The organism is Microbacterium sp. KUDC0406 (genome assembly GCF_021582875.1).
In the GTDB taxonomy this organism is placed as follows: Bacteria; Actinomycetota; Actinomycetes; order Actinomycetales; family Microbacteriaceae; genus Microbacterium.
In genome coordinates, this window is sequence record NZ_CP091138.1 from 3,112,812 (window position 1) to 3,134,754 (window position 21,943).

The 21,943-nt window shown below is 69.7% G+C and carries 17 protein-coding genes and 4 pseudogenes; 7 read left to right on the forward strand and 14 right to left on the reverse strand.

Annotation, left to right across the window (positions count from 1 at the left end; genetic code table 11):
• Positions 1 to 173: 173 nt before the first annotated feature.
• The 4 genes and pseudogenes from L2X99_RS18020 to L2X99_RS15375 all read left to right on the forward strand — a co-directional run.
• A pseudogene (locus tag L2X99_RS18020) lies at positions 174 to 518 on the forward strand (FGGY family carbohydrate kinase); the annotation flags it as partial.
• 110 nt (positions 519 to 628) lie between these two features.
• A complete protein-coding gene (locus tag L2X99_RS15365) occupies positions 629 to 1,678 on the forward strand; it encodes an FGGY-family carbohydrate kinase (protein ID WP_268928528.1) in 1,050 nt (349 codons plus the stop codon).
• Positions 1,675 to 4,257 carry a GH116 family glycosyl-hydrolase gene (locus tag L2X99_RS15370; protein ID WP_236135357.1) on the forward strand — a complete coding sequence of 861 codons (2,583 nt, stop codon included), beginning with the start codon at positions 1,675 to 1,677 and terminating at the stop codon, positions 4,255 to 4,257. Before L2X99_RS15365 ends, L2X99_RS15370 begins: the two co-directional genes overlap by 4 nt.
• 23 nt (positions 4,258 to 4,280) lie before the next feature.
• Entirely contained in the window at positions 4,281 to 5,912 is a 1,632-nt protein-coding gene (locus tag L2X99_RS15375; RefSeq protein ID WP_236125989.1) for a fucose isomerase, read from the forward strand.
• 27 nt (positions 5,913 to 5,939) lie between these two features.
• On the opposite strand, the gene L2X99_RS15380 is transcribed toward L2X99_RS15375, so the two are convergent.
• Complete coding sequence (locus L2X99_RS15380) at positions 5,940 to 7,286, reverse strand: DUF2252 domain-containing protein (RefSeq protein ID WP_236125988.1); 1,347 nt, start codon at positions 7,284 to 7,286, stop codon at positions 5,940 to 5,942.
• 150 nt (positions 7,287 to 7,436) lie between these two features.
• Here L2X99_RS15380 and L2X99_RS15385 point away from each other — a divergent pair, with 150 nt between their 5' ends.
• Positions 7,437 to 8,525: a DUF998 domain-containing protein gene (locus L2X99_RS15385; RefSeq protein WP_236135358.1), complete on the forward strand. Its 1,089-nt coding sequence runs from the start codon at positions 7,437 to 7,439 to the stop codon at positions 8,523 to 8,525.
• The gene (locus tag L2X99_RS15390; RefSeq protein WP_236135359.1) at positions 8,522 to 9,574 is read left to right on the forward strand and encodes an AI-2E family transporter; all 1,053 of its coding nucleotides are present in this window, start codon (positions 8,522 to 8,524) and stop codon (positions 9,572 to 9,574) included. Before L2X99_RS15385 ends, L2X99_RS15390 begins: the two co-directional genes overlap by 4 nt.
• Before the next feature lie 88 nt (positions 9,575 to 9,662).
• On the opposite strand, the gene L2X99_RS15395 is transcribed toward L2X99_RS15390, so the two are convergent.
• Positions 9,663 to 10,232, reverse strand: a complete 570-nt coding sequence (locus tag L2X99_RS15395; RefSeq protein ID WP_236125985.1) for a TetR/AcrR family transcriptional regulator — start codon at positions 10,230 to 10,232, stop codon at positions 9,663 to 9,665.
• Positions 10,233 to 10,305: 73 nt separating this feature from the next.
• Between L2X99_RS15395 and L2X99_RS15400 the strand changes: the two genes are divergently transcribed.
• Positions 10,306 to 10,875: a dihydrofolate reductase family protein gene (locus L2X99_RS15400; RefSeq protein WP_236135360.1), complete on the forward strand. Its 570-nt coding sequence runs from the start codon at positions 10,306 to 10,308 to the stop codon at positions 10,873 to 10,875.
• Between the two features lie 87 nt (positions 10,876 to 10,962).
• Here the strand turns inward: L2X99_RS15400 and L2X99_RS15405 are convergent, their stop codons facing one another.
• The 12 genes and pseudogenes from L2X99_RS15405 to L2X99_RS15455 form a co-directional block, all read right to left on the reverse strand.
• The gene (locus tag L2X99_RS15405) at positions 10,963 to 11,547 is read right to left on the reverse strand and encodes a hypothetical protein (RefSeq protein ID WP_236125984.1); all 585 of its coding nucleotides are present in this window, start codon (positions 11,545 to 11,547) and stop codon (positions 10,963 to 10,965) included.
• A gap of 44 nt (positions 11,548 to 11,591) precedes the next feature.
• Positions 11,592 to 12,005 carry a cytidine deaminase family protein gene (locus L2X99_RS15410; protein ID WP_236125983.1) on the reverse strand — a complete coding sequence of 138 codons (414 nt, stop codon included), beginning with the start codon at positions 12,003 to 12,005 and terminating at the stop codon, positions 11,592 to 11,594.
• Positions 12,006 to 12,010: 5 nt separating this feature from the next.
• A complete protein-coding gene (locus tag L2X99_RS15415) occupies positions 12,011 to 13,447 on the reverse strand; it encodes an aldehyde dehydrogenase family protein (RefSeq protein ID WP_236125982.1) in 1,437 nt (478 codons plus the stop codon).
• A 16-nt stretch (positions 13,448 to 13,463) separates the two neighbouring features.
• The gene (locus L2X99_RS15420) at positions 13,464 to 14,237 is read right to left on the reverse strand and encodes an SDR family oxidoreductase (RefSeq protein ID WP_236125981.1); all 774 of its coding nucleotides are present in this window, start codon (positions 14,235 to 14,237) and stop codon (positions 13,464 to 13,466) included.
• A gap of 1 nt (position 14,238) precedes the next feature.
• Positions 14,239 to 15,030, reverse strand: coding sequence for a dihydrodipicolinate synthase family protein (locus L2X99_RS15425; protein WP_236125980.1), 792 nt, complete (start codon positions 15,028 to 15,030; stop codon positions 14,239 to 14,241).
• Positions 15,031 to 15,145: 115 nt separating this feature from the next.
• The gene (locus tag L2X99_RS15430) at positions 15,146 to 15,955 is read right to left on the reverse strand and encodes an enoyl-CoA hydratase-related protein (protein WP_236125979.1); all 810 of its coding nucleotides are present in this window, start codon (positions 15,953 to 15,955) and stop codon (positions 15,146 to 15,148) included.
• A pseudogene (locus tag L2X99_RS15435) lies at positions 15,952 to 17,138 on the reverse strand (CaiB/BaiF CoA transferase family protein). The gene L2X99_RS15430 and the pseudogene L2X99_RS15435 overlap by 4 nt, the downstream one beginning before the upstream one ends.
• Positions 17,135 to 18,496 (reverse strand): FAD-dependent oxidoreductase, encoded by a 1,362-nt coding sequence (locus L2X99_RS15440; protein WP_236125978.1) that lies wholly within the window; start codon positions 18,494 to 18,496, stop codon positions 17,135 to 17,137. The pseudogene L2X99_RS15435 and the gene L2X99_RS15440 overlap by 4 nt, the downstream one beginning before the upstream one ends.
• Before the next feature lie 267 nt (positions 18,497 to 18,763).
• Positions 18,764 to 19,846, reverse strand: a pseudogene (locus L2X99_RS15445) (MFS transporter); the annotation flags it as partial.
• Positions 19,847 to 19,994: 148 nt separating this feature from the next.
• On the reverse strand, positions 19,995 to 21,110 hold the full coding sequence (locus L2X99_RS15450) for a CoA transferase (protein WP_268928581.1): 1,116 nt from the start codon (positions 21,108 to 21,110) through the stop codon (positions 19,995 to 19,997).
• Positions 21,050 to 21,181: pseudogene (locus L2X99_RS18695) on the reverse strand (CoA transferase); the annotation flags it as partial. The gene L2X99_RS15450 and the pseudogene L2X99_RS18695, both read right to left, overlap by 61 nt.
• A 2-nt stretch (positions 21,182 to 21,183) precedes the next feature.
• Complete coding sequence (locus L2X99_RS15455) at positions 21,184 to 21,786, reverse strand: helix-turn-helix domain-containing protein (RefSeq protein ID WP_236125976.1); 603 nt, start codon at positions 21,784 to 21,786, stop codon at positions 21,184 to 21,186.
• Positions 21,787 to 21,943 lie beyond the last annotated feature (157 nt).

Here is a 21,943-nt window from a genome sequence, read left to right on the forward strand (position 1 = left end):
ATCGATTTCGGCCAGCGTGTCACTGGCCGTGGTCGTCCGGCGGCCCGAAGGTGCTCGGCCGCTGACTCTGTGGAGAACCACGCATGCTCGGGTGGCGGTGGAGGGCAGCTCGCCGGTTGCACCATGAAATCGATTTCGCGTACTCTGAACGAGAGATCGGTCAAGGAGGACACATGCGCTGCACCCTGGGTGTGGACGTCGGCACATCGAGCACCAAGGGTGTGCTGACCGGCCCCGACGGCGTCATCCTCGCGACCGCGACGCGCACGCACGACGTCGACCGCCCGCGCACCGGGTGGGTCGAGATGGACGCGCGCATCTGGTGGGACGAGTTCATCTCGATCGCGCGTGAGATGCTCGGCCCTTCGACAGGCTCAGGGACCCAGGGCGACATCGAGATCGTGGGCGTCGGGGTCAGCGGCATGGGCCCCTGCGTGCTGCTCGCCGACGAGCACGATGAGCCGGTGCGGCCCGCCATCCTCTATGGCGTCGACACCCGCGCCACCGCGCAGATCGCCCGGATGACCGCGGAACTCGGCGAGGACGAGATCACGCGCGTCGGCGGTTCGACCCTCACCTCGCAGGCCGCAGGGCGAAGATCGCCTGGATCGCGGACGAGGAGCCCGAGGTGTTCGCCCGGGCGAAACGCCTGTTCATGCCGGCGTCCTGGCTGGCCAGGAGGCTCACCGGCGCCTATGCGCTCGACCACCAGTCGGCCAGTCAGACCTCGCCCCTCTACGACATCGAGGGCGAGCGCTGGCACGAGCCGTGGTGGCGGCGGTACGCCGCCGGCATCGAGCAGCCGCCGCTGGCGTGGGCCGGCGACATCGCCGGCACCGTCACCGAGCAGGCGGCCGCGCTCACCGGCATCCCCGCCGGCACCCCCGTGATCACCGGGACCATCGACGCGTGGACCGAGGCGGTCAGCGTCGGAGCGCATGAGATCGGCGACCTCATGCTCATGTACGGCACGACGATGTTCCTCATCGCGACCGGGGAGCAGACCCTGCGCACCCCGTCGATGTGGACCACGGCCGGTGCTTTCGACGGCACCCGCAATCTCGCCGGCGGTCTGTCCACCTCCGGCGCTCTCACCGGCTGGCTGAAGGACCTCACCACCGCCGACTATCCGCAGCTGCTCGCCGAGGCCGAGGCATCCGGCCCCGGTGCCCGCGGCCTGCTGATGCTGCCGTACTTCGCCGGCGAGCGCACGCCGATCCAGGATCCGGATGCCCGGGGCGTGATCGCCGGGATCACCCTCGAGCACGGCCGCGGCGACCTGTACCGCGCGGCGCTCGAAGCCACGGCGCTCGGCGTGCGGCACAACGTCGAGACCATGCGTGCGGCCGGTGCCGACATCCGGCGCATCGTCGCCGTCGGCGGCGGCACGCAGGGCCGGCTCTGGCTGCAGATCGTCTCCGACATCACCGGGCTCGTGCAGGAGGTGCCCGAGACCACGATCGGCGCGAGCTACGGCGCCGCCTTCCTCGCCGCGGTCGCCACCGCCACCGGCGAGGCCCCCCGGATCGAGGACTGGAACCCGGTGACCGACCGCATCGAGCCGGACCCGTCGGTGCGTGCGCCCTACGACGCCCTGTTCGACCGCTACCTGCGCCTGTATGCCGGCACGAGCGACGTCGTGCACGAGCTGGCGGCCGAGCAGCGGAGTTCATCATGACCCGTCGTGCCCGTCCGATCCCGCACACCGCCGAGCGGGCCGCGTTCCTGCTGGGCGGCATCGGCACCGGCAACGTCTCACTCGGAGCCCGCGGCGAACTGCGCGACTGGGAGTTCGAGAACCTGCCCGACAAGGGCCGCCGCAACCCGCGGTCGTTCTTCGCGATCCACGCCGCTCCGGAGGGCGGCGACGCGGTCACCCGGGTGCTCGAGGCGCGCGACACGGGGCGTCGGGATTACGACGCCGGCTACTCCTTCGACGATCTCGCCGGTCTCCCGCGACTCGCCGGCGCGACCATGTACGGCGAATACCCGGTGGTCGACATCGACTTCACGGATGACGTGCTGCCCGTCGAGGTCTCGCTGCGCGCGTTCACCCCGCTGGTGCCGCTCGACGCCGACGCATCCGGCATCCCGGCCGCGGTGCTGCGCTACCGGGTGACCAACCCCGGGTCCGTGCCCGTGACGGTCACTGTGGCCGGCAGCGTCACGCACACCGCGGGTCGTGGAGCACCTGGACCGGACGCGCCCTGGGGCATCCGGGGAATGCAGACGGTGCGCCGCCGCGACGAGGACGGCGTGCACGGCCTCGACTTCGGCATCGACCTGCCGGCGGACGATGCCGGCTACGGCACGCTGAGCCTCACGACGACCGACGACTCCGTGACGGTCAAGCCGCAGTGGGTGACCAGCTACTGGCCCGACGGCGCGCGGATGTTCTGGAGCGACTTCGCCGGCGACGGCCTGCTCGAGCCCGAGCCGCGGCTCACCCTCGAAGACAAGCCGCGCGGCCTGTTCGCCGAGCGCGACGCCGACCCGGATGCCCCTCCGCTCACCGAGGAGGAGATGCTCGCCAGGCTTCCGCGACTGCGCACCGGCTCGCTCGGCATCGTGCACACGCTCGGGCCGGGGGAGTCCCGCGACTTCGAGTTCGTGCTGGCGTGGAGCTTCCCGAATCGCATCCGCGGATGGCGCGGGCACATCATCATGGACGACCCGCACGCCGACGAGATCGTGCACAACCACTACGCGACGCTCTGGCCGGATGCCTGGTCGGCGGCCGCCCACCTGCACGTAGAGCTTCCGTCACTCGAGGCCGCGACGGACGCCTTCGTCGAGACGCTCTACGGCGGAACCCTCGACCCGGTGCTCGCCGACGCGGCAGGGGCGAACATCGCCGCGCTGCGCTCCACGACCTGCTTCGTGGTCGAGTCGCCCACCCCCGAGCTCGGCGAGGGGCCGGTGTTCGCCGCCTGGGAGGGGTCCTTCGACCACGGCGGATCCTGCGAGGGAACCTGCACGCACGTGTGGTCGTATGCGCAGACGGCCGCGTGGCTGTTCCCGTCGCTCGAGCGCAGTGCGCGGCGCGCGGAGTTCCTGCTCGAGACGGACGCCGACGGCGCGCAGAGGTTCCGCGGCAACCGCATCTTCGGCTCGCCGTCCTGGTTCATGGGTCCGGCGGTCGACGGTCAGCTCGGCACCTTCCTGCGCCTGCACCGCGAGTGGCGGTTCTCCGGCGACGACGACTTCCTGCGCGAGCTCTGGCCTGCCGCGGTGCGCTCGCTCGAGTACGCCACCAGGGAGTGGGACCGCGACGGCGACGGCCTGCTCGACGGCGAACTGCACAACACCTACGACATCGAGTTCCACGGCATCGACCCGCTGGCGAACGGGATGTACCTGGCCGCGCTGCGCGCCGGCGCGCGCATGGCCGCCCACCTCGGAGAGACGAAACGCGCCGAGGAGTGGCGCGCCAGGTCCGTCCAGGTCGCCGCAGCGATGGACAGCACGCTCTGGAACGGCGAGTACTACCGGCAGGTGATCGAGGATGCCGACGCGCACCGCTACCAGTACGGCGACGGAGTGCTCTCCGACCAGCTGCTCGGCCAGTTCCACGCCTACCTGAACGGCCTCGGACCGCTGCTGCCCGAGGAGCACGTGCAGTCGGCGCTCGGCGCGATCGTGCGGCACAACCACCGTGACGACCTCACCGCGCACGAGAGCACCCAGCGGGTGTACGCGCTGAACGATGAGGGCGGGCTGCTGCTGGCGTCCTGGCCGAACGGCGGCCGCCCGGCCATCCCGTTCGTGTACTCGGACGAGGTGTGGACCGGCATCGAGCATCAGGTGGCGGCATCCCTTCTCTTCGCCGGACGAGCGGATGACGCGCTGCGGATCGAGCGTGCGCTGCGCGCACGCTACGACGGCGTGCACCGCAACCCCTGGAACGAGATCGAGTGCGGCAATCACTACGCCCGCTCGCTGGCCTCGTGGGCGCTGCTGATCGCCGCGAGCGGCGCACAGTGGGATGCCCCGACCCGCACCCTCTCGTTCGACCCGGTCGGCCCTTCGACAGGTTCAGGGACCCAGACGCCCTGGGTTGCTGAGCCTGTCGAAGCATCCTTCCTGTTCACCACAGGCACCGGCTGGGGGCGGGCGCGGATCGACGGCGACACGATCACCCTGCACCTGATCGGCGGCGAGCTCGCGCTCGACGAGCTCCTGCTGCGCGGACGCAGCGCCGGCACCGGCATCCGACTCGACGCGGGCGGAACGCACACCGCCCGCGCGACCCACTGACCACTCACCATCGGAGAATCCTCATGAGCTACACCCTCCCCGCCCCGGCATCCCGCCCGGCATCCGCGCCGAAGACGGCGTACATCATCACCTCGGGCGACCTGCGCGAGTCGGCGAACGTCGCCGGCTGGCCGGTGCAGGCGGCCACCGAGGCGGCCGTCACGAAAGCCTTCGAAGAGCTCGGCTGGAGCGTCATCCGCCCCTTCGGCGTCGACCCCGAGACCGGGCACGGCTACATCTCGAGTCAGCGCATGGGCATGGAGGTGTTCAAGAGCATCCCGGTGGACGCGCCGCTGATCGTCGCGATCGCCAACTGGCAGTACTCGCACCACGTGCTCGCAGGCCTTCGCACCCACCAGGGTCCGATCCTCACCACGGCGAACTTCGCTCCGGACTGGCCCGGCCTGGTCGGCCTGCTCGGGCTGAACGCCGGCCTCACCAAGATGGGCAAGGACTACGCCACGATCTGGTCGGTCGACTTCACCGACGACTGGTTCCGCGCCGGCATCCGGGAATGGATCGAGACCGGCCGCATCACGCACGACGCCTCCCACGTGCGCGAGCTGCCCGCCCTGCCGGACAGCCCCGAGAAGCAGCTCGGCGAGGCGCTCGCCGCGCAACTGCGCGACGAGAAGGCCATCATCGGCGTCTTCGACGAGGGCTGCATGGGCATGTACAACGCGATCTTCGACGACGAGCTGCTCAACGGCACCGGCATCTACAAGGAGCGGCTGTCGCAGTCGGCGCTGTACGCCGAGATGCTGCGCGTCACCGAGGACGAGGCGGATGCCGCCTACGACTGGCTCATCGAGCACGGCATGACCTTCACCTACGGCGAGGACGCGGCGACCGAGCTCACCCGCGACCAGGTGCAGTGGCAGCTGAAGATGTACATCGCCGCACTGCGCATCGCCGACGACTTCGGACTCGACGCGGTCGGCATCCAGTACCAGCAGGGTCTGAAGGACCTGGTGCCGGCATCCGACCTCGCCGAAGGCATCCTGAACTCCACCGAGCGTCCTCCGGTGACCAGCCGCGATGGCTCCCGCGTGCTGCACGAGGGCCGGGCGTTCCCGCACTTCAACGAGGCCGACGAGGGCGTCGCCGTCGACGCGCTCGTGACCGACCGGGTGTGGCGCGCGATGGGCCTGGTGCCCGACAACACCCTGCACGACGTGCGCTGGGGCGAGGAGTTCGACGGCGAGTTCGTCTGGGTCTACGAGATCTCCGGCTCGGTGCCCGCCTCGCACCTGGGCGGATGGCAGAACGCCGAGGGCTGGCGCCAGGGGCACGTGTTCTTCCCGGCCGGCGGCGCCACGATAAACGGCGTCTCCAAGCCCGGTGAGGTCGTGATCTCGCGCGTCTACATCGCCGACGGAGTGCTCAACGCCGACGTGTTCCGCGGCACGATCGTCGAGCTGCCCGCCGACGAGACCCAGCGCCGCAAGGACGCCACGAACCCGGAGTGGCCGATCGCGAACGTCGTGCTGCACGGCCAGAGCCGCGACCAGTTCATGGCCCGTCACAAGGCCAACCACGCCCAGGTCGTCTACGCGCCCGATGCCGAGACCGCCGACAGGGCCCTCGTCGCGAAGGCGGCGATGTTCGCGGGCATGGGCATGCGGGTGCACCTGGTCGGCGACGTCGCGGTCTGAGTGCCGGCCGCGCGGCGGCGCCCGTCGTCAGGGCGCCGCCGCGCGGAACGCCTCGTAGTCGGCGAGAGAGACCTCGGCGTAGTCGTACGACCAGGTCAGCAGCGACTCGGCTACGCGCCCGCCGTCGCCGATGTACCCGATCGCACGGGTCGCTGCCACGGACTGGCTGTGCGCCCTGGCGAGCGTCGCCGCGCACGCCTGCGCGTAGGCGGCGAACGGGGCGTCGTCGAGCTCCTCGGTCTCGATGCCGCCCTTCATGTCGTGGAACTGCCGCACGTAGTAGTCGGTCCCCTCGCTGCGCAGGTGTCCGAGGAACGGATCCGACAGCCCCTGCAGGATCTTCTGCATCGTCACCACGCGAGACCCCTCGCCGAACGTCTCGACCCGTTCGCGCAGCGCGTCGGGCTGTGGGATGCTGCCGTACTCGGCGAGCACGCTCCGGCCGGCCTCCTTCGACTGCATGAGCAGGGAGTTGCCGTCACCGTCCTGCAGCAGCACGAGGTAGCAGCGCGTGCCGACGCTGCCCACGCCCACCACGCGTCGCACGATGTCGGCCACCCGGTAGTGCTCGAACAGCTGAGTGACATCCGGAGACGTCGTCCGCCGGAAGTCGTGCACCAGGCCGTCGACGAGCCGGCGGGTGTCATCGGCGACCGGGCTCATCGCCGGAGGGTCGGGCACGAACCGCAGCCGTCCGCCGGAATCCGCGGTCGTCAGCCGCCGCACCGCGCGCTCGCCGGTCCGCCGCTCGGCCTGCTTCACCGAGCGGCGCACGGCCTTGCGCGACGCATCGTCGAGCACCGCCATCGATGCCGAAACCGTGAAGTGCGCGAAGTACCGGTCGGTCGGGCTGAGCTTCGTCGCACGGCGCAGACCGCGCACGTAGGCGGTGATCGCGGCGCGCGCCGCCTCCTCGGTGGCCGCCTCCGATCGTCTGGCTGCGCGCCCGCCGATCACGATGCTGGTCACCAGGCGCTTGACGTCCCACTCCCAGGGCGCCCCCGCCGCCTCGTCGAAGTCGTTCAGGTCGAACACCAGGGAGCGCTCCGGCGAGGCGTAGAACCCGAAGTTCGACACGTGCGCGTCACCGCAGGACGCGACGAGGATGCCGCTGTGCGGAGCATCCGCGAGATCTGCGGCCATCAGCGCCGCCGTGCCGCGGAAGAACGCGAACGGGCTCGCGGCCATGCGCTCGCGGCGCAGCGGCACCAGGTCGGGCACCCGGGTGGCGTTCTGCGCTTCGAGGATCCCGAGCGGATCGCGCCCGCCGCCGGCCTGCCTGGCCAGCTCCGACCGAGGCCGTTCTCGGCGCACCCGTCGTCCCTGCTCGAGCTGCTCTGCGCGCGAGGACGGTGCCGCCCAGTCGTCTGTCATGCGCTCATCATCCCGCTCGGGGCGCGGGCGGCGCCAGGTGCCGGCCCTTCGACAGGCTCGAAGACCCGTCTTCGTGGGGAGCGAAGCGGGCTCGACCGGGGTGGGTGAGGCGGAGGTCGATCCGCCACCGCGTGACGATATCCTCTGCGCATGGCAACTTCCCCCGCAGCGCTGCACACCGATCCGTCCAGCCGCAGCGCCACCGCGCTGGAGTCGCTGTCCATCGGCGTCGGAGCGGTCGCGTTCGTCATGGCCGCGCTGGTGGCGCTGCCGGTGTTCGGATTCCAGGACGCGCCGATCGCCGGCCCGGGCTCGATCGGCCAGTACGCGGCGCTCGCGTCGGCCGTCGTCGCCGCCCTCGCCTTCATCGCCGGGCGCTACGTCGTGCGCGAGCGCGGCGAGCGGGTCACGTTCCTCGAGGTCACGGATGTCGCGGCACTGGCCTTCGCGCACGCCGTCATCGCGCTGCTGGGCTGGACGCTGCTCGCCGACATCCTGGAGAGGGGTTTCATCGGTGCGACGGTGTTCGCCTTCCCGCTGCTGATCCTCTCCGGGGCGGCCGCGGCGGTCACCGCCTATGTCGTTTTCTTCTCGGCCACGCACATGGACCTCTCGCTGCTGGCGACCGTGCTGGCGGTGTTCCTCGTCTTCGGCGTGATGGCGAGCATGCTCACCGCGAGCGACCCGAAGTGGTGGGAGGAGAACCTCAGCGCCCTCGGCATGACCGACGACCTCTCCGCGATGGCGTTCAACCTCACGCTCATCGTCGCCGGCTTCATCGTCACGATTTTGGTGCGGTACGCCACCAAGAGCTCGTCGATCCGCAGCGCCCCCGGCATCGTGTGGGTGCGGACGCTGCTCGTGATCGTCGGCGTCTTCCTCGGCTGCGTGGGCGTGTTCCCCGTCGACGAGTTCTTCCTGGTGCACAACAGCGTCGCCACCGGCATGGCCGTGGCCTTCACCGCGATCGTGATCGGCCTGCGCTGGTGGGTGCCGCGGATGCCGCGCGGCTTCCTGCTGATGGGATATGTCTTCGTCGCCGTCGTGGTGCTCGTGGGCATCTTCTTCGCCACCGGCTACTACACGCTGACCGCGGTCGAGCTGGTCGCCGGCATCCTGGTGTTCTCCTGGATCATCCTGTTCATCCGCGCCGCCGCCGCCATCGAGGAGGACGCGGGGACGGATGCCGCGGCGCAGGAGGCCGCCCTCGATCGGGCCGCGGCCGCGGCGGGCGCATGAGTGCCCCGGCCCCGGCACCCGCCGGACTCTCGCCGAGCCTGCGCACTCTCATCGGCCTGGCCGCCGCCGTCGTCGTGCTCGCGGGGATGCGCGCGGCTGGCCAGCTGATCGGACCGCTCGCGCTCGGCGCCGTGCTGGTCATCATCTGTCACCCGCTGCGGCATCCGCTCGAGCGCGCCGGATGGCCGCGCTGGGCGGCGACGACCGCGGTCATCGTGCTCGGCTTCATCGTGCTGATCGTGATGGCGCTGCTGCTCGGCTTCGCCGGCGCGCGATTCGCCGGCATGGTGGCCGACTACGCGGACGAGCTGGTGAAGACGGTCGAGAACCTCGGCGGCCTGCTGGGCGGTCTCGGGCTGGATCAGGCGTCGCTCGGCTCGGTGCTCACCCCGGGCGCGATCGCCGGGTATGCGGCATCCCTCGTCGGCAGCACGGTGAACGTGCTGACCGCGCTGTTCTTCGTGTTCGCGTACATCGTGTTCATGTCGGCGGATGCCTCGCGCTACTCCCGCGCGGAGAAGCTGTTCGGCCCGGAGTCGGTGCCGCAGCTCACCCGGTTCCGGGACTACTCCCGCAACGTGCGGCGCTACTACGTGATCAACGCCGCCTTCGGCGCAGTCGTGGCGATCATCGACGGGCTGGCGCTGTGGGCGGTGGGTGTGCCCGCGCCGATCGTGTGGGCCATCCTCGCGTTCGTGACCAACTTCATCCCGAACATCGGCTTCGTGATCGGCCTGATCCCGCCGGCGATCCTGGCTCTGGTCGTGGGCGGCTGGCCGCTGATGCTCGCCGTCATCGCGATCTACATCGTCGTGAACGTCACGCTGCAGGTGTTCATCCAGCCGAAGTTCGTCAGCGACGCGGTCAGCCTCAGCCTCACGCTGAGCTTCGTGTCGGTGGCGTTCTGGACGTTCATCATCGGCCCGCTCGGCGCGATCCTCTGCATTCCGCTCACCCTGCTGGTGCGCGCCCTCGTGCTCGAGGGCGACCCGCAGCAGCGCTGGCTGCGCTGGCTGTCCGGCGACGGCACGGTCGGCCGCGGCTTCTGATTCCCTGGCATCCGCATGCCAGGGATGCCTTTCGGCGTTCAGAGGGTCGTGAAGCGCCGAAATCCATCTCCCCGTGCGGCGCGATCGACTACTCGGGGAGAAGCCCGTCCACCAGCGCGTCGACGACCTCGTCGGTCGAGGTGTCCGGATCGATCGGCGAGGTCAGGCGGTCCAGCAGTAGCCCGTCGATCGCGTAGTGGAACAGGGCGATCTCGCGACGGCCGCCGGGCAGTCCGGCGGCCTGGTTGAACGCCACGTCGCCGTCGAAGCCGGCACGCTGCCAGGCCGCCATCATCGCGGCGAGCTCGGGACGCCGCGCGGATTCGAGCCGCAGCTCGAACAGCGCGAGGGTCACCTCCCGCTCGGTGGAGAGGCGCCGCACGATATCGCGCACGTAGTCGGCGAACAGTGCGCGGCTGGGCGTCTCGGATACCCGGCGGGCCAGGTCATCGGGGGTCGGGGCCAGCCGTGCGCCGATGCGCTCGAACAGCCCGGCGATCAGGGCGTCGCGGCTGCGGAAGTAGTTGGACGTGGTGCCGATCGGCACGCCGGCGCGTTCGTCGACGGCGCGATGGGTGAGCCCGCGAGATCCCTCGGCCGCCAGCAGGGCGATGCCGGCATCGGCGAGGGCGTTGCGTCGTGACTCGTTCTTGGCCATGGGAAAAGGGTAGCTGAACCACTGCACCTGTTGTACTCTTGAACCACTGCACCTGTCGTGAATGGAGAACGAGATGCGTGAACTCACCTATTACGTCGCCGTCAGCCTCGATGGTTTCATCGCCGGACCTGGGGGCGAGTTCGACTTCTTCCTCGCGGAAGGCGACCACCGGGACACGATCAACGAGCGTTTCAATCAGACGATCCCCACACAGATCAACGAGGCGCTGGGCATCCCGACCGACGGAGAGCTGTTCGACACGGTCCTGATGGGCTGGAACACCTACGCCGTCGGGCTGCCGACGGTGCCCAGCCCGTACCGGCACCTGCGGCAGGTGGTCTTCACCAGTCGCACGCCCGACCCCGTGGACGGTGTCGAGTTCACCGATCGCGACCCGGTCGAGGTCGTGTGCGAGCTGAAGTCCGAGCCGGGAAAGGGCATCTGGCTGTGCGGCGGCGGCGCGCTCGCCGCGGCGCTGGCCGAAGAGATCGATCGCCTGGTGCTGAAGATCAACCCGGTGCTCGCCGGCGCGGGCATCCCGCTGTTCGGCGAGCGGCGCTACGCCCCGAAAGCCCTCGCGCGCACGGCGACGACGGCGTTCGAGTCCGGCGTCGTGCTGGCCGAGTACGAGCGGGCGGCCTGACGGCATCCTCGGAGGTGCTTTTCGCTGCCCCGCCGGCGTCGCGGCGCCGAAAAGCATCCCTGGCTCGGAGGGGCGGACCGGAGAACATCAGGTCGGCGGCAGTCGCAGCACCTGCGATTCGCCGCCGGTCACGTCATCGGCGATGCGCAGGCTGCGGGCGAGATCGTCGAGCGCACTCTCGAGCGTGCCGAAGCGCTCCCGGTCGCCGCACACCGCGTTCAGTGTGATCAGGTGCGTCCCGGTGTCCCAGGTGTAGGTCGCGAACGGGGGAGTGCCCGGCTTCGGCGGCAGCGGCATCGTCAGCTTCTCTCCGACGCCCAGCGGGGTGGCGAAACTCACGGTGTCGTCGTACTCCATCGGCATCATCGCCCGCGCGGTGCGCAGCTGCGGCGTGAGCTCCTGCGTGGTCGCGATGGCGACCACGAGATCCGGATCGGCCCTCCACGTCCACGCCAGCACCCGGCCGTCGGCCTTCCGCATCGCGAACGGCACCGCCTGGCTGGCCAGCCAGGATCCGAACGCCGAGCCGGGACGGGCCTCCGCGCCGAAGGCCGCGTTACCCTGGCCCAGCAGCATCCGGATGGCCGCCTTGCGATGGCGCCGTCCCTTCCAGCCCAGCGAGCCGGTGACGGGGATCCAGAGCCCGGGGTCGGCGGAGGAGACGAGGCGCATGACACGAGGGTAGAGGATGCCCCTCGGTGCTGGCTCCGAGCGAGCTAGGCGTCGTACGGCTGCGCGCGCACCCAGGGGATTGGGAGCAGGTCGGCCGGTGAGACCACGCCGATCTCGCCCCCGTGATCGACGATCACACGGAGGCGCTCGCCGTAGCGCGGCACGAGCTCTCGGCACACCCCGCACGGGTTGATCACGCGAGGCGTGCCGGCGGAGTCCATCCCCACGGCGACGATCGTGTGCAGCGCGTCTTCACCGGCGATGGCGGCGTTCGCGATCGCGCTCGGCTCTGCGCAGATGTTCACACGATCCGAGGCGAGGTGCAGCCCGAGATGCACGTCCCCCGAACCGCCGCGGACCGCGGCGGCCACCCGGTGGTCTCGCTCGTCGTAGGCGCGTAGCAGGAGCTCGGATGCCGCGCGCACGAGCTCCTCATCATCGGTCGTCAGCGATTCCACCGCGTTCACTCCACTCCGGTGTAGGTGGTCTTCTCCCAGGTGTAGAACTGGGTGGCGGTGTGCCCCTGCTCGCGGAACGTGTTCGAGGAAGACTCCTTGACGCCGCCGAAGGGCACGTGAAGGTCGAGCCCGGATGTCGGACGGTTCACCTTCACGACTCCGGCCTGCACACGATCCGCGAAATCGCTCGCGTGCTTCAGAGAGGTCGTGCAGATGCCGGCGGTGAGGCCATAGGGCGAGTCGTTCAGCGCGGCGAGGCCGGCCTCGTAGTCGGGGACGTCGATCACGGCGACGACGGGCCCGAAGATCTCGTCCGTGGCGATGGGCGCGGAGTGGTCGACGTCGACGGCGACGACGGGAGCGAAGTTCAGGCCGTCGGCATCCGCTGCCCCGGTGAGCAGACGCGCGCCGCCGTCCAGCGCCCCCTGCACGGCCGAGACATCGTTCCTCAGCTGGTCTTCGCTCACCACCGGGCCCATCGTGGTCGCCGCGTCCAGCCCGTCACCCGGCGCGTAGCCGCCCGCCAGATCCACGAGCTCATGCAGGAAGGCCTCGCGGATGCCCGGGGTCACGTAGACGCGCGACGTCGCAGTGCAGGCCTGGCCGGTCAGCGAGAAGCCACCCGCCGCCACCACCTGCGCGGCACGGCGGGCGTCGGCGTCGTCGACCACGAGCACTCCGTTCTTCCCGCCCATCTCCAGCTGGACGCGGGCGCGGCGCGCCTGCAGCGTCTTCTCCAACCCGAGTCCCACCGCGGTGGAACCCGTGAACGACAGCGCACCGATGCGGGGGTCGCGCGCGATGGCGTCGCCGACGATGCGCCCGCTGCCGTGCACGACGTTGAACACCCCGTCCGGCAGGCCCGCCTCGTGCAGCGCGACCGCGAGATGCGTCGCAGACATGGGGGTCAGCTCGGCGGGCTTCATGACGACGGCATTCCCGCTGATCAGCGCGGGAGCCGTCTTCCAGGCCGGGATCGCGATCGGGAAGTTCCACGGCGTGATGAGGCCGACGACGCCGATCGGCTCGCGGCGCGTCGTCACCGTCGTGCCCGGGATGGCGCTGCCGAAGATGCTCCCGGTGGACGCCCATCCGAGCGAGCCGAAGAACTGCAGCACGCCGATCGCTCGCCCGACCTCGCCGGTCGCCTCGGCGATCGTCTTGCCCTCTTCGCGCACGAGATCGGCGGCGACCTGCGGCGTCCTCTCCCGGAGGATCTCCGCCGCCTTGAGCAGGATCGCACCGCGCGCGGGGAGGGGCATCCGGGCCCAGGCGGGCTGCGCGGCGACGGCCGCGCTGATCGCGGTGTCGACCTCGGCTGCGGAACCCGACGGCGAGAGCACCGCCACTTCGCCGGGATGCGCCGGGTTCCTGCGCTCCTTCTCCGGGTCGCCGAGGAGCGATCCGCCGATGAGGTGCTTCGCGAGTGCGGGAGTGGTCATGAGAGTCCTTTCGAGGTCACAGCGAACGGACGAGTCCGCCGTCGCATCGCAGGGCGATGCCGGTGATATAGGAGGCCGGGGCGCTGCACAGGAACGCACCAGCCGCGCCGAACTCGGCGGGGTCGCCGTACCGCCCGGCAGGGATGCTCTGCTCCGAGCGCTGCCGGACCTCGTCGACGTCCAGGCCCATGCGGGCCGCGGTCGCCGTGTCGAGCGCTGCGACCCGGTCGGTGGCCATCCTGCCGGGGAGCAGCAGGTTCACGGTGACGCCGTCGCCGGCGACTTCGCCGGCCAGGGTCTTGAGGTAGCCGGCGAGCGCGGCCCGGCCGAGGTTCGAGGAGGCGAGGTTGTCCAGCGGCGCCGCGACCCCGCTGGAGCCGATCGCGAGGATCCGTCCCCATCGCCGGGCCCGCATCGCGGGAAGCGTGCGGGCCACCAGGTCCTGCCCCGGAGCGACCAGCTGGGCGAAGGCGGTCTCGACGTCCGCCGCGGTGAGGCCGGCGGCCGGTGAGGCCTTCGGTCCTGGACCGTTGATGACCAGGATGTCGATGGGGCCGAACGCCTGCTCGGCGGCCGCGATCGCCGCACCGCGGGAGTTCCGATCGAGCAGGTCGACCTCCAGGCCGATCGCAGAGGGAAGGTCGGCGGCGATGGCGACGGCCTGCGCTCCCCGTCGGCCGGTGATGACGACATTCGCGCCCTCCCGGCCGAGGGCCTCCGCGACGGCGCGACCGAGGCCGGCCGTCGAGGCGCCGACGAACGCCGTGCGACCGCGCAGTCCGAGGTCCATGTCAGCCCACCTTCTCGCCGAGCAGCGACTCCGCACGCACGAGATGCGCGGAGGCGAGCGGACCGAGTTGCTCCGGGAACGGCGAACCGGGAGCGCGCACGGTGCGCTCGGTGAAGAAGCCTCGTCGTGCGAACAGATCCTTGCGCAGCGCGAGAGCGATCCGCGGCTGCTGTTCGTAGTTGACCAGGGGCAGGAAGGGGGCGAAGGCACGGTACGCATCGTCAGCATGCCCGGCGAACCACGCGTCGACGCAGGCGACCAGCGCCTCGGGAACGGAGAATCCCGTCATCGCACCCGCGGAACCTGCCGCGAGTTCGTCGAGCAGACTCTGTCCGCCGAGCCCGCCGAACACGGATGCCGACGTGACCGCGGAGATCTTCGCGATCGCCGCGGCCGTCGGCGGCGCCTCGGCCTTGACTGCACTGATGAACGGGCAGCTCTCGACGACGCGCAGCAGGTCCTCCGTCGTGATCGTCACGCCGCTGGCGACGGGGTAGTCCTGCAGCACCACCGGAACGCCGGTGCTCTCGTGGATCCGACGGAGGTGTTGCACGACCGGTTCCGGTCGGGGCGAATTCACCTGCACCATGGCGGCGACCATCCTCGAGCCGATCGCCTGACGGGCCGCCTCGATCTCGTCGATCGCGGGCGCCGTCGCCAGCGAGGTCACCCCGACGACGATGGGCAGCGACGTGTGCTCGGCCGCTGCGCGCAGGACGACTGCGCGCTCCCGGGCGGTGAGGGTGCTCGCCTCGCCGAACACTCCGAGCACGGTGAGGCCAGTGGCGCCCACGCTCTCGTAGTGCCGGACGAGCCTGGCGAGGCTCTCGACGTCGACTGCGCTGTCCTCGCCGAGGAAGGGGTCGCGACGACGCCCCAGACGCCACGGGCGAGCGGTGCAGCGGCCGTCATGAGGTGGCCGCCCATGACGGAAGACGCTTCTCCTGGAATGCCCGAACGCCCTCGTCCTGCTCCGAGGAAGCGAGCGAGGTCATCAGCGCGGGCAGCCGGGCGTCCCGTGCTTCGGCCGCCGTGAGGTGGGCGGTGCGGTTGACCATCTGCTTGACCGCGCGGACCGAGGTCGGTGCGCAGAGGAGGATCTGCGCGACCCAGCGCTCCACGGCATCGGACAGCTCGTCGTGGGGAGCGATCTCGTTCACCAGCCCGAACTGCGCCATCTCCGCCGCGGGCGCCTTGCGGCCGGTGAGCAGCATGCCCATGGCCTGGGTATGGGGGATGCGGCGCACCAGCTTCGGTATCCCGCCGTCCAGCGCCAGCCGGCCGACTCGTGGCTCCGGCAGAGCGAACTGCGCGTTCTCGGAGGCGACGACGATGTCGGCGCCCAGCACGATCTCCATGCCGCCGCCGAGTGCGTACCCGTTGACCTTGGCGATGACGGGCACGTCGAGCGTGCTCCGAAGACTGAGGCCGCCGAAGCCGTTCGGGTCGTAGTCCGCCCAGTACTCCACACCGGTCTTCTCGACGCTGCTCGCCGTCATGTCGGCACCGGCGCAGAACGCACGATCGCCCGCGCCGGTGATGACCACCGCGCGGATCGACTCGTCGGATTCCAGCTGCGTCCAGATCTCGTTGAGACGTGCGAGGGTGCGGCCGTCCACCGCATTGAGCACGTGCTGGCGGTCGATCGTGACCGTCGCCACCCGCCGCTCGTCGATCGTCAGGCGGACCTCGTCGATCCGTTCCGTGTTCTCGGTCATCGCAGCACTCCCAGCTCCTGCAGTCGTGAGATCGTGTCGTCGTCGAAGCCGTTCTCGCGCAGCACCTCGACGTTGTGCTCGCCCAGGCGCGGTGCGACCCGCCGGACTGCGGCCGGCGTCCCGGACAGGTGGATCGGCGCATCCAGCATCCGGAACGTCCCGCGGTCGGGTGCTCCGCCTCCAGGATCATGCCGTTCGCACTGGTCTGCGCGTCATCCAGCGTCTCGGCCAAGGTGCGCACGGGGGCGTTGAGCACCCCCTCGGCCTCGAGCCGTGCCGTCCAATGCGCAGTGGTGTCGGTCGCGACCTGCGCCGCGAGCACCTCGTGCAGTCGGACACGATTGGCCATCTGGTCGTCGAACGTGGCGAACTCCGGGCGGTCGGTGAGGTCCTCGTCGAACTCGAGCGCACGGGAGATGTGGGTGAGGGGGTCGGGCGTGAAACCGCCCACCATGCAGACCGCTCCGTCGGTCGTCGCGAACACCGCCGAGAGCGGCATCCGTCCCCAGTTGACCTCGTATCCGCGGTTGAGCTGCATGCACGCCTCCTGCATCTGCATATGCAGCATGGAGTCGTACATCGTCACCTCGACCTTCTGCCCTTCGCCGGTCGCTTCGCGGGCGCGCAGCGCGAGCAGGATCCCCTGGAAGAGGTGCATGCCCGTCGTGTAGTCGCAGAGCGTCGTCGGGTAGATGGACAGCGGATCGTCGGTGCCGCTGCGGCGCCACATCACTCCGGAGTACGCCTGATTCACGACATCCTGTCCACCGAGGCCGGCGTAGGGGCCGGATGTGCCGAACCCCGTTCCCGACGCCCAGACGAGCCCGGGGTTGGTCGCGCGGAGCTCCTCGTATCCGAAGCCCATGCGCTCCATGACGCCGGCCCGGAAGTTGCTCACCACCACATCCGCATCGGCGATGATGCGGCGCAGGACGTCCCGCCCCTCCTCGCTCTTGGTGTCGATCGACAGCCCGCGCTTGTTGCGGTTGATCGACTGGAAGATCGGGTTGTCCTGGCCATCCCGGTCGGGATAGGAGTTGCGCGAGGTGTCGCCCGTCCCCGGCTTCTCGATCTTGATGACGTCGGCGCCGAAGTCCCCGAGCAGCTGCGTGCAGCTGGGGCCCATGAAGACCTGGGTGAAGTCCACGACGGTGATGCCGTCGAGGGGGAGGGCGGCCGTCATACCAGGGCCTCCTCGATGATCGTCGCGTTGGCAGAGGGACGATCGCCGGGATCGGCGTTGTGCCGGCGCATGCCCGCCTGGATCTCGACGGCGTCGACGTCGCGGACGAGCCTGCCCTGCGACAGCGCCAGCGCTGCGGCGACGCCCGTCGCCTGTCCCATCGCCATGCACGGCGGGATCTCGCGGGACGACTTCTGCGCCTCCGACGTCGCCGAGTAGTGGCGGCCGGCGACCAGCAGCTGATCCACGTTCTTCGGCAGCAGCGAGCGGTAGGGGTAGTAGTAGTCGCGGCCGCGGGCGACGCTGTCCGCGAAGTGGCGGCGCTGCACGACGTCATCCTTGGTCATCACGTACTCACCCTGCAGCAGACGGGTCTGCCGCACGCCCATCTGCGGCGCGGTGTCGAGGACATAGGCGTTCTCGAAGCCGGGCAGGTTCTCGCGGACGTAGTCCACGGCCTCGGCGATGCGGTCGCGTGCGGTGAACTCCGCCTCGGTCAGCGAGATCGGATCGGTGCCGTCGAATCCCCGCATGTGCGGGGCGTTGCACCAGACGACGCCCGGAAGCGGGGTCTTCAGCCACCACAGCTCCCATGCTCCGCCGAGGATGCGCTTGGCCTTGCGGTTGATCGCCCGCGCCGCCTTCGGGTCCTGCTGCTCGAACTCCTCTGCGCGCGCCGTGTCGACACCGCCGAGTCGGAAGACGAGGGTCGTGAGATAGCTGCCCTGGGTGTAGTCCGCACCGGCTCTGGATGCCACGTCGATGTCGCCGGTGGTGTCGATGACGATGTCGGCGAGGTAGGCCTGCGGCCCTGCCTTCGTCTCCACGATCACGCCCTTCATGACGCCGCCGTCGACGATGGGGCGGGAGAACACCGAGTGCAGCGCGAGTTTCACCCCTGCCTCACGGACGAGGTCGTTCGAGACCCGCTTCCAGCCGTCCGGGTCGAACGCCGCGGCGTAGCAGACGGGCTTGGGCTGGGTGTGGCTGTGGAAGTCGAAGGTGCCCCAGCGGCCCCACTTGTTCCACAGCTCCTGCGACTGCCGGCGATCCTCCTTGGGCGGGACGACGGCGAGACCGAGCTTCTGAAGGCGCTCGATGTACTCGGACACGATGCCGGTGACGGTGATCTCCTGGCCGTTGATCATGTCGTCGAGGACGAGGACCATGCCCCCGGCGGCGAGCCCGCCGAGGGAGGGATAGCGCTCGATGAGGGTGACGGACACGCCGGAGCGGGCGGCGGTGACGGCCGCGGCGACTCCGGCCGGGCCTCCGCCCACGACGACGACGTCGGAGCGGGAGACGATCGGCGCCTGCAGGTCGTCGGTGGTGACGGCGAGTTCGGTGCTGTTCAACATTGCGGGGATCACTTTCCGAGGTGGATGCCGTTGACACGGCGGGCGACGAGGTAGAGGACGACGCTGAGGGCGCAGAGCACCGCGACGTAGGTGGGGAACAGCCAGTACAGGCCCAGGGTCTGGAACCAGACGAGCAGGTAGGAGGCGGTGCCGCCGAAGATCGCGACGCCGAGACCGTATCCGAGGGATGCGCCCGCTCCGCCGGTAGACCTTCGGCATGAGGGATGCGGAGACGACGTTGTAGAGCGTCATGTTGAGCACCAGCACCACGGACCCGCCCAGCAGCACCGCGGCGAAGCCGCCCAGTCCTGGCTGCACGTAGAGGAGCATGATGAACACCGAGGGGATCGCCAGCAGACGGGTCACGATGAACCAGCGCGACAGCGAGCGCCCATCGGTGAGCCTGCCGACGATGAGGCTGCCGAAGACCATGACGAGCCCGAGCAGCGTGGTGAACCCGAAGACGGCGCTGGAGTCCTCGTGCATGGTGGTGCGCGCGGCGTTCGGGAGTCCGACGTTCCAGGCGTAGTTGTAGGCCTGGACGGCGCCGACCACGAAGACGATCGCCAGGACGCTCAGCCAGCTCCGCCGGACGCCCGTCCACACGGATCCGGTCGAGGTGTCGGTCAGCTCCTCCTTCGTCATCGTCTCAGGCAGGGTGCGACGCAGATAGATGATGACCACGCTCAGCAGGGCGCCGACGAAGAACGGGATCCGCCAGCCCCACTCGGACATCTGCGGTTCGGCGACGGCGAGGGTGACCAGCCATGTCACCAGCGGCGCGCCCACGATGCCGATGTTCACGAAGAAGGAGATGATGCCGGCGACGAATCCCTCGCGCCCTTCCGAGACGAGCTCGACGGCGTGCGCGGTCGACAGCGGCGCTTCCACTCCGGTGGAGATGCCCTGCACGACGCGGCAGAGCAGCAGGATGATCCCGGCCCAGGCCCCGATGACCTCGTAGGTCGGGACGACGGCGATCACGAGCGTGCTGATCGCCATCAGGACGATCGAGAGCATCATCACCTTGCGACGGCCGATGCGGTCGGCGGCCGTGCCGAGGACGATGCCGCCGAGCGGGCGGAAGAAGAATCCGACGGCGAACACCGCGAGGGCGTTCATGGTCGCGGCGACGGGGTCCTCGGACGGGAAGAACTTCGGGCCGAGGTATGTGGACAGGAGTCCGAAGATCATCCAGTCGTACCACTCGAGGGTGTTGCCGAGGCCCAGGCCGAGAAGACCTCTCTTCGCCTCGGGCGTCAAGCGATGGATCGTGCGGGAGGGGGCGACGGTTGTGTCTGTCATGATGCTCCTTGCCAAGCGGCTCTGCTTGCAGGGCTCTCCGGGCATGCCGAAGGGTCCGGGTATGAACGAATGAGACGGTGAGTGCTCAGGCAGCAGCGACGTCAGCGCGGCTGCGGTGTTCGAGTGAGGCTCCGGATGCCTCAGTGCGGTGATTTCAGCTTACTGAAGAAATTTGAAATATCAAACAAGATCTTCACTGAATCGACTTGTCTGTCTTCATGGTGCTGATTCTGGCGTCGTCGTACCCGAGTTCTCGGAGGATCTCCTCCGAGTGCTCGCCGAGCCTCGGCGGTGCGTGGCGGACGAGTGCCGGCACATCCGACAGGGTGATCGGCGGTGCGATCGTGCGGACGGTGCGACCGTCCTGATCCTCGAACTCGAGGATCATCCCGTTGTGCGCGGTCTGCGGATCCTGGAGCGCCTCGGTCAGTGTGCGGACGGGGCCGCACAGGACGTCTTCGCGTTCCAGGGCGGCGAGCCAGTGCGCGGCGGTGTCCTCTCGCAGGCGATCGCCGATGATGCCGCGGATCTCCCGGCGGTTCTGCTTGAGCTCGTCGAGCGTGCCGAAGCGCTCCTCGGCGGAGAGGTCCGGGAGGTCGAGCGCTCGACAGATGTCCGCCAGCGGGTTCTCTTTGAAGGCGCCGATGATGACGATCTCCGCATCGCTGGTCGGAAAGCAGCCGCTCAGGGGCATCAGCGCCCAATTGAGCTCCTGGTCGAACATCAATCGTGTGGTGGCTTCCTGCATCTGCATGGCCAGCATCGAGTTGTACAGGCTCACCTCGACACTCTGGCCGACGCCCGTGCGCTCGCGGTGCAGCAGCGCGAGCAGGATGCCCTGAACGAGATGGAGTCCGGCGGTGTAATCGGCGATGGGTGTCGCATAGATGGTCACCGGGTACGAGGGATCCGCGAGGCGCTTCATGACTCCTGAATAGGACTGCCCGAGGATGTCCTGCCCGCCCTTGTGCGCGTAGGGACCGGACGAGCCGAATCCGGATCCGCACGCCCAGATCGCCCGAGGGTTCAGCTCGGCGACGGCGTCCGCCCCGAAGCCGAGACGCTCCATGACGCCCGGGCGGAAATTGCTCACCACGACATCCGCGCTCCGGATGAGGTCGGTGACCGCCTCCCGCCCCGCGGTGGTGGTGAGGTCCACGACGATCCCCCGCTTGTTGCGGTTGAGGGCGAGGAAGACGGGATTGTCGCCACCCGTGTCCGCGAGGACTCCTGTTCGGGACAGGTCTCCGCCCCGGGGCGCTCCACCTTGATCACGTCGGCGCCGAAATCGCCCAGCATCTGGGTGCAGGACGGGCCGAGCATGACCTGTGTGAAGTCGACGACGCGGATGCCGTCCAGGGGGCGGGTGGAGTCGGGCATGGTCACCAGGTCGGAGGCGTGTTGACCCAGACGGCGACGCACTGCTCGGACGAGGTGTTGCGGAACCAGTGCGGCTTGGTGGAGTCGAAGCGGATGGAATCGCCGGCGTTGAGCAGGAAGAGCTCTCCGTCGACGCAGACCTCCTTCTGCCCCGAGATGATGAGGCCGAACTCCTCGCCGCCGTGGGTGAACGGCGTTGCGCTGGTGTCGTGCCCCGGGCCGGAGACGACCCAGTGGGCTTCGAGCGCTCCGTTGAGGTCTGGCACGAGGAGCTCGTACACCGCGCTGCCCATCCCTTCCGGAGTCGCTCCGCGCAGATCGCGCCGCTCCTCCCGGCGCACCACCGGCGATTTCGTCGACTGGTGCGATGGCAGCAGTCGGCCCACCGGGATGTCCAGGCCGTGCGCCAGCTGCGCGAGTGTGGTGAACGACGGGTTCGCCAGGCCGCGTTCGAGCTGACTGATGATCGCGGGGCTCAGCCCCGTGGCGTCGGCGAGCTCCGCGAGCGTGAGCTTCTTCTTCTTGCGCAGCGAGCGGACCGTGTCGCCGATGCCCTCGAGGAGGTCGGCGACCGCCGGCCCGGACGATGTGGACGTCGTACCCATGACGCAATTATAGTGAATCTTTTACTGAGGCCCACGATCGTGAGGATGCCGTTCGGTGCGGGCTCCACGGTCGCTGCAGGCCCCTCGGGTAGGGTGGGGTGCGCCCGACCGGGCATCCATCCGGCCGCACTGGGAGCGACTACTCCGTGACATCCTC

Coding starts and splice junctions, on each gene's coding strand:
- L2X99_RS15415 (WP_236125982.1), bottom strand. CDS start 13,447: ATGACCACTCCCGCACTCGCGAAGCACCTCATCGGCGGATCGCTCCTC.
- L2X99_RS15455 (WP_236125976.1), bottom strand. CDS start 21,786: ATGGGTACGACGTCCACATCGTCCGGGCCGGCGGTCGCCGACCTCCTC.
- L2X99_RS15400 (WP_236135360.1), top strand. CDS start 10,306: ATGCGTGAACTCACCTATTACGTCGCCGTCAGCCTCGATGGTTTCATC.
- L2X99_RS15405 (WP_236125984.1), bottom strand. CDS start 11,547: ATGCGCCTCGTCTCCTCCGCCGACCCCGGGCTCTGGATCCCCGTCACC.
- L2X99_RS15395 (WP_236125985.1), bottom strand. CDS start 10,232: ATGGCCAAGAACGAGTCACGACGCAACGCCCTCGCCGATGCCGGCATC.
- L2X99_RS15380 (WP_236125988.1), bottom strand. CDS start 7,286: ATGACAGACGACTGGGCGGCACCGTCCTCGCGCGCAGAGCAGCTCGAG.
- L2X99_RS15385 (WP_236135358.1), top strand. CDS start 7,437: ATGGCAACTTCCCCCGCAGCGCTGCACACCGATCCGTCCAGCCGCAGC.
- L2X99_RS15440 (WP_236125978.1), bottom strand. CDS start 18,496: ATGTTGAACAGCACCGAACTCGCCGTCACCACCGACGACCTGCAGGCG.
- L2X99_RS15430 (WP_236125979.1), bottom strand. CDS start 15,955: ATGACCGAGAACACGGAACGGATCGACGAGGTCCGCCTGACGATCGAC.
- L2X99_RS15370 (WP_236135357.1), top strand. CDS start 1,675: ATGACCCGTCGTGCCCGTCCGATCCCGCACACCGCCGAGCGGGCCGCG.
- L2X99_RS15390 (WP_236135359.1), top strand. CDS start 8,522: ATGAGTGCCCCGGCCCCGGCACCCGCCGGACTCTCGCCGAGCCTGCGC.
- L2X99_RS15420 (WP_236125981.1), bottom strand. CDS start 14,237: ATGGACCTCGGACTGCGCGGTCGCACGGCGTTCGTCGGCGCCTCGACG.
- L2X99_RS15375 (WP_236125989.1), top strand. CDS start 4,281: ATGAGCTACACCCTCCCCGCCCCGGCATCCCGCCCGGCATCCGCGCCG.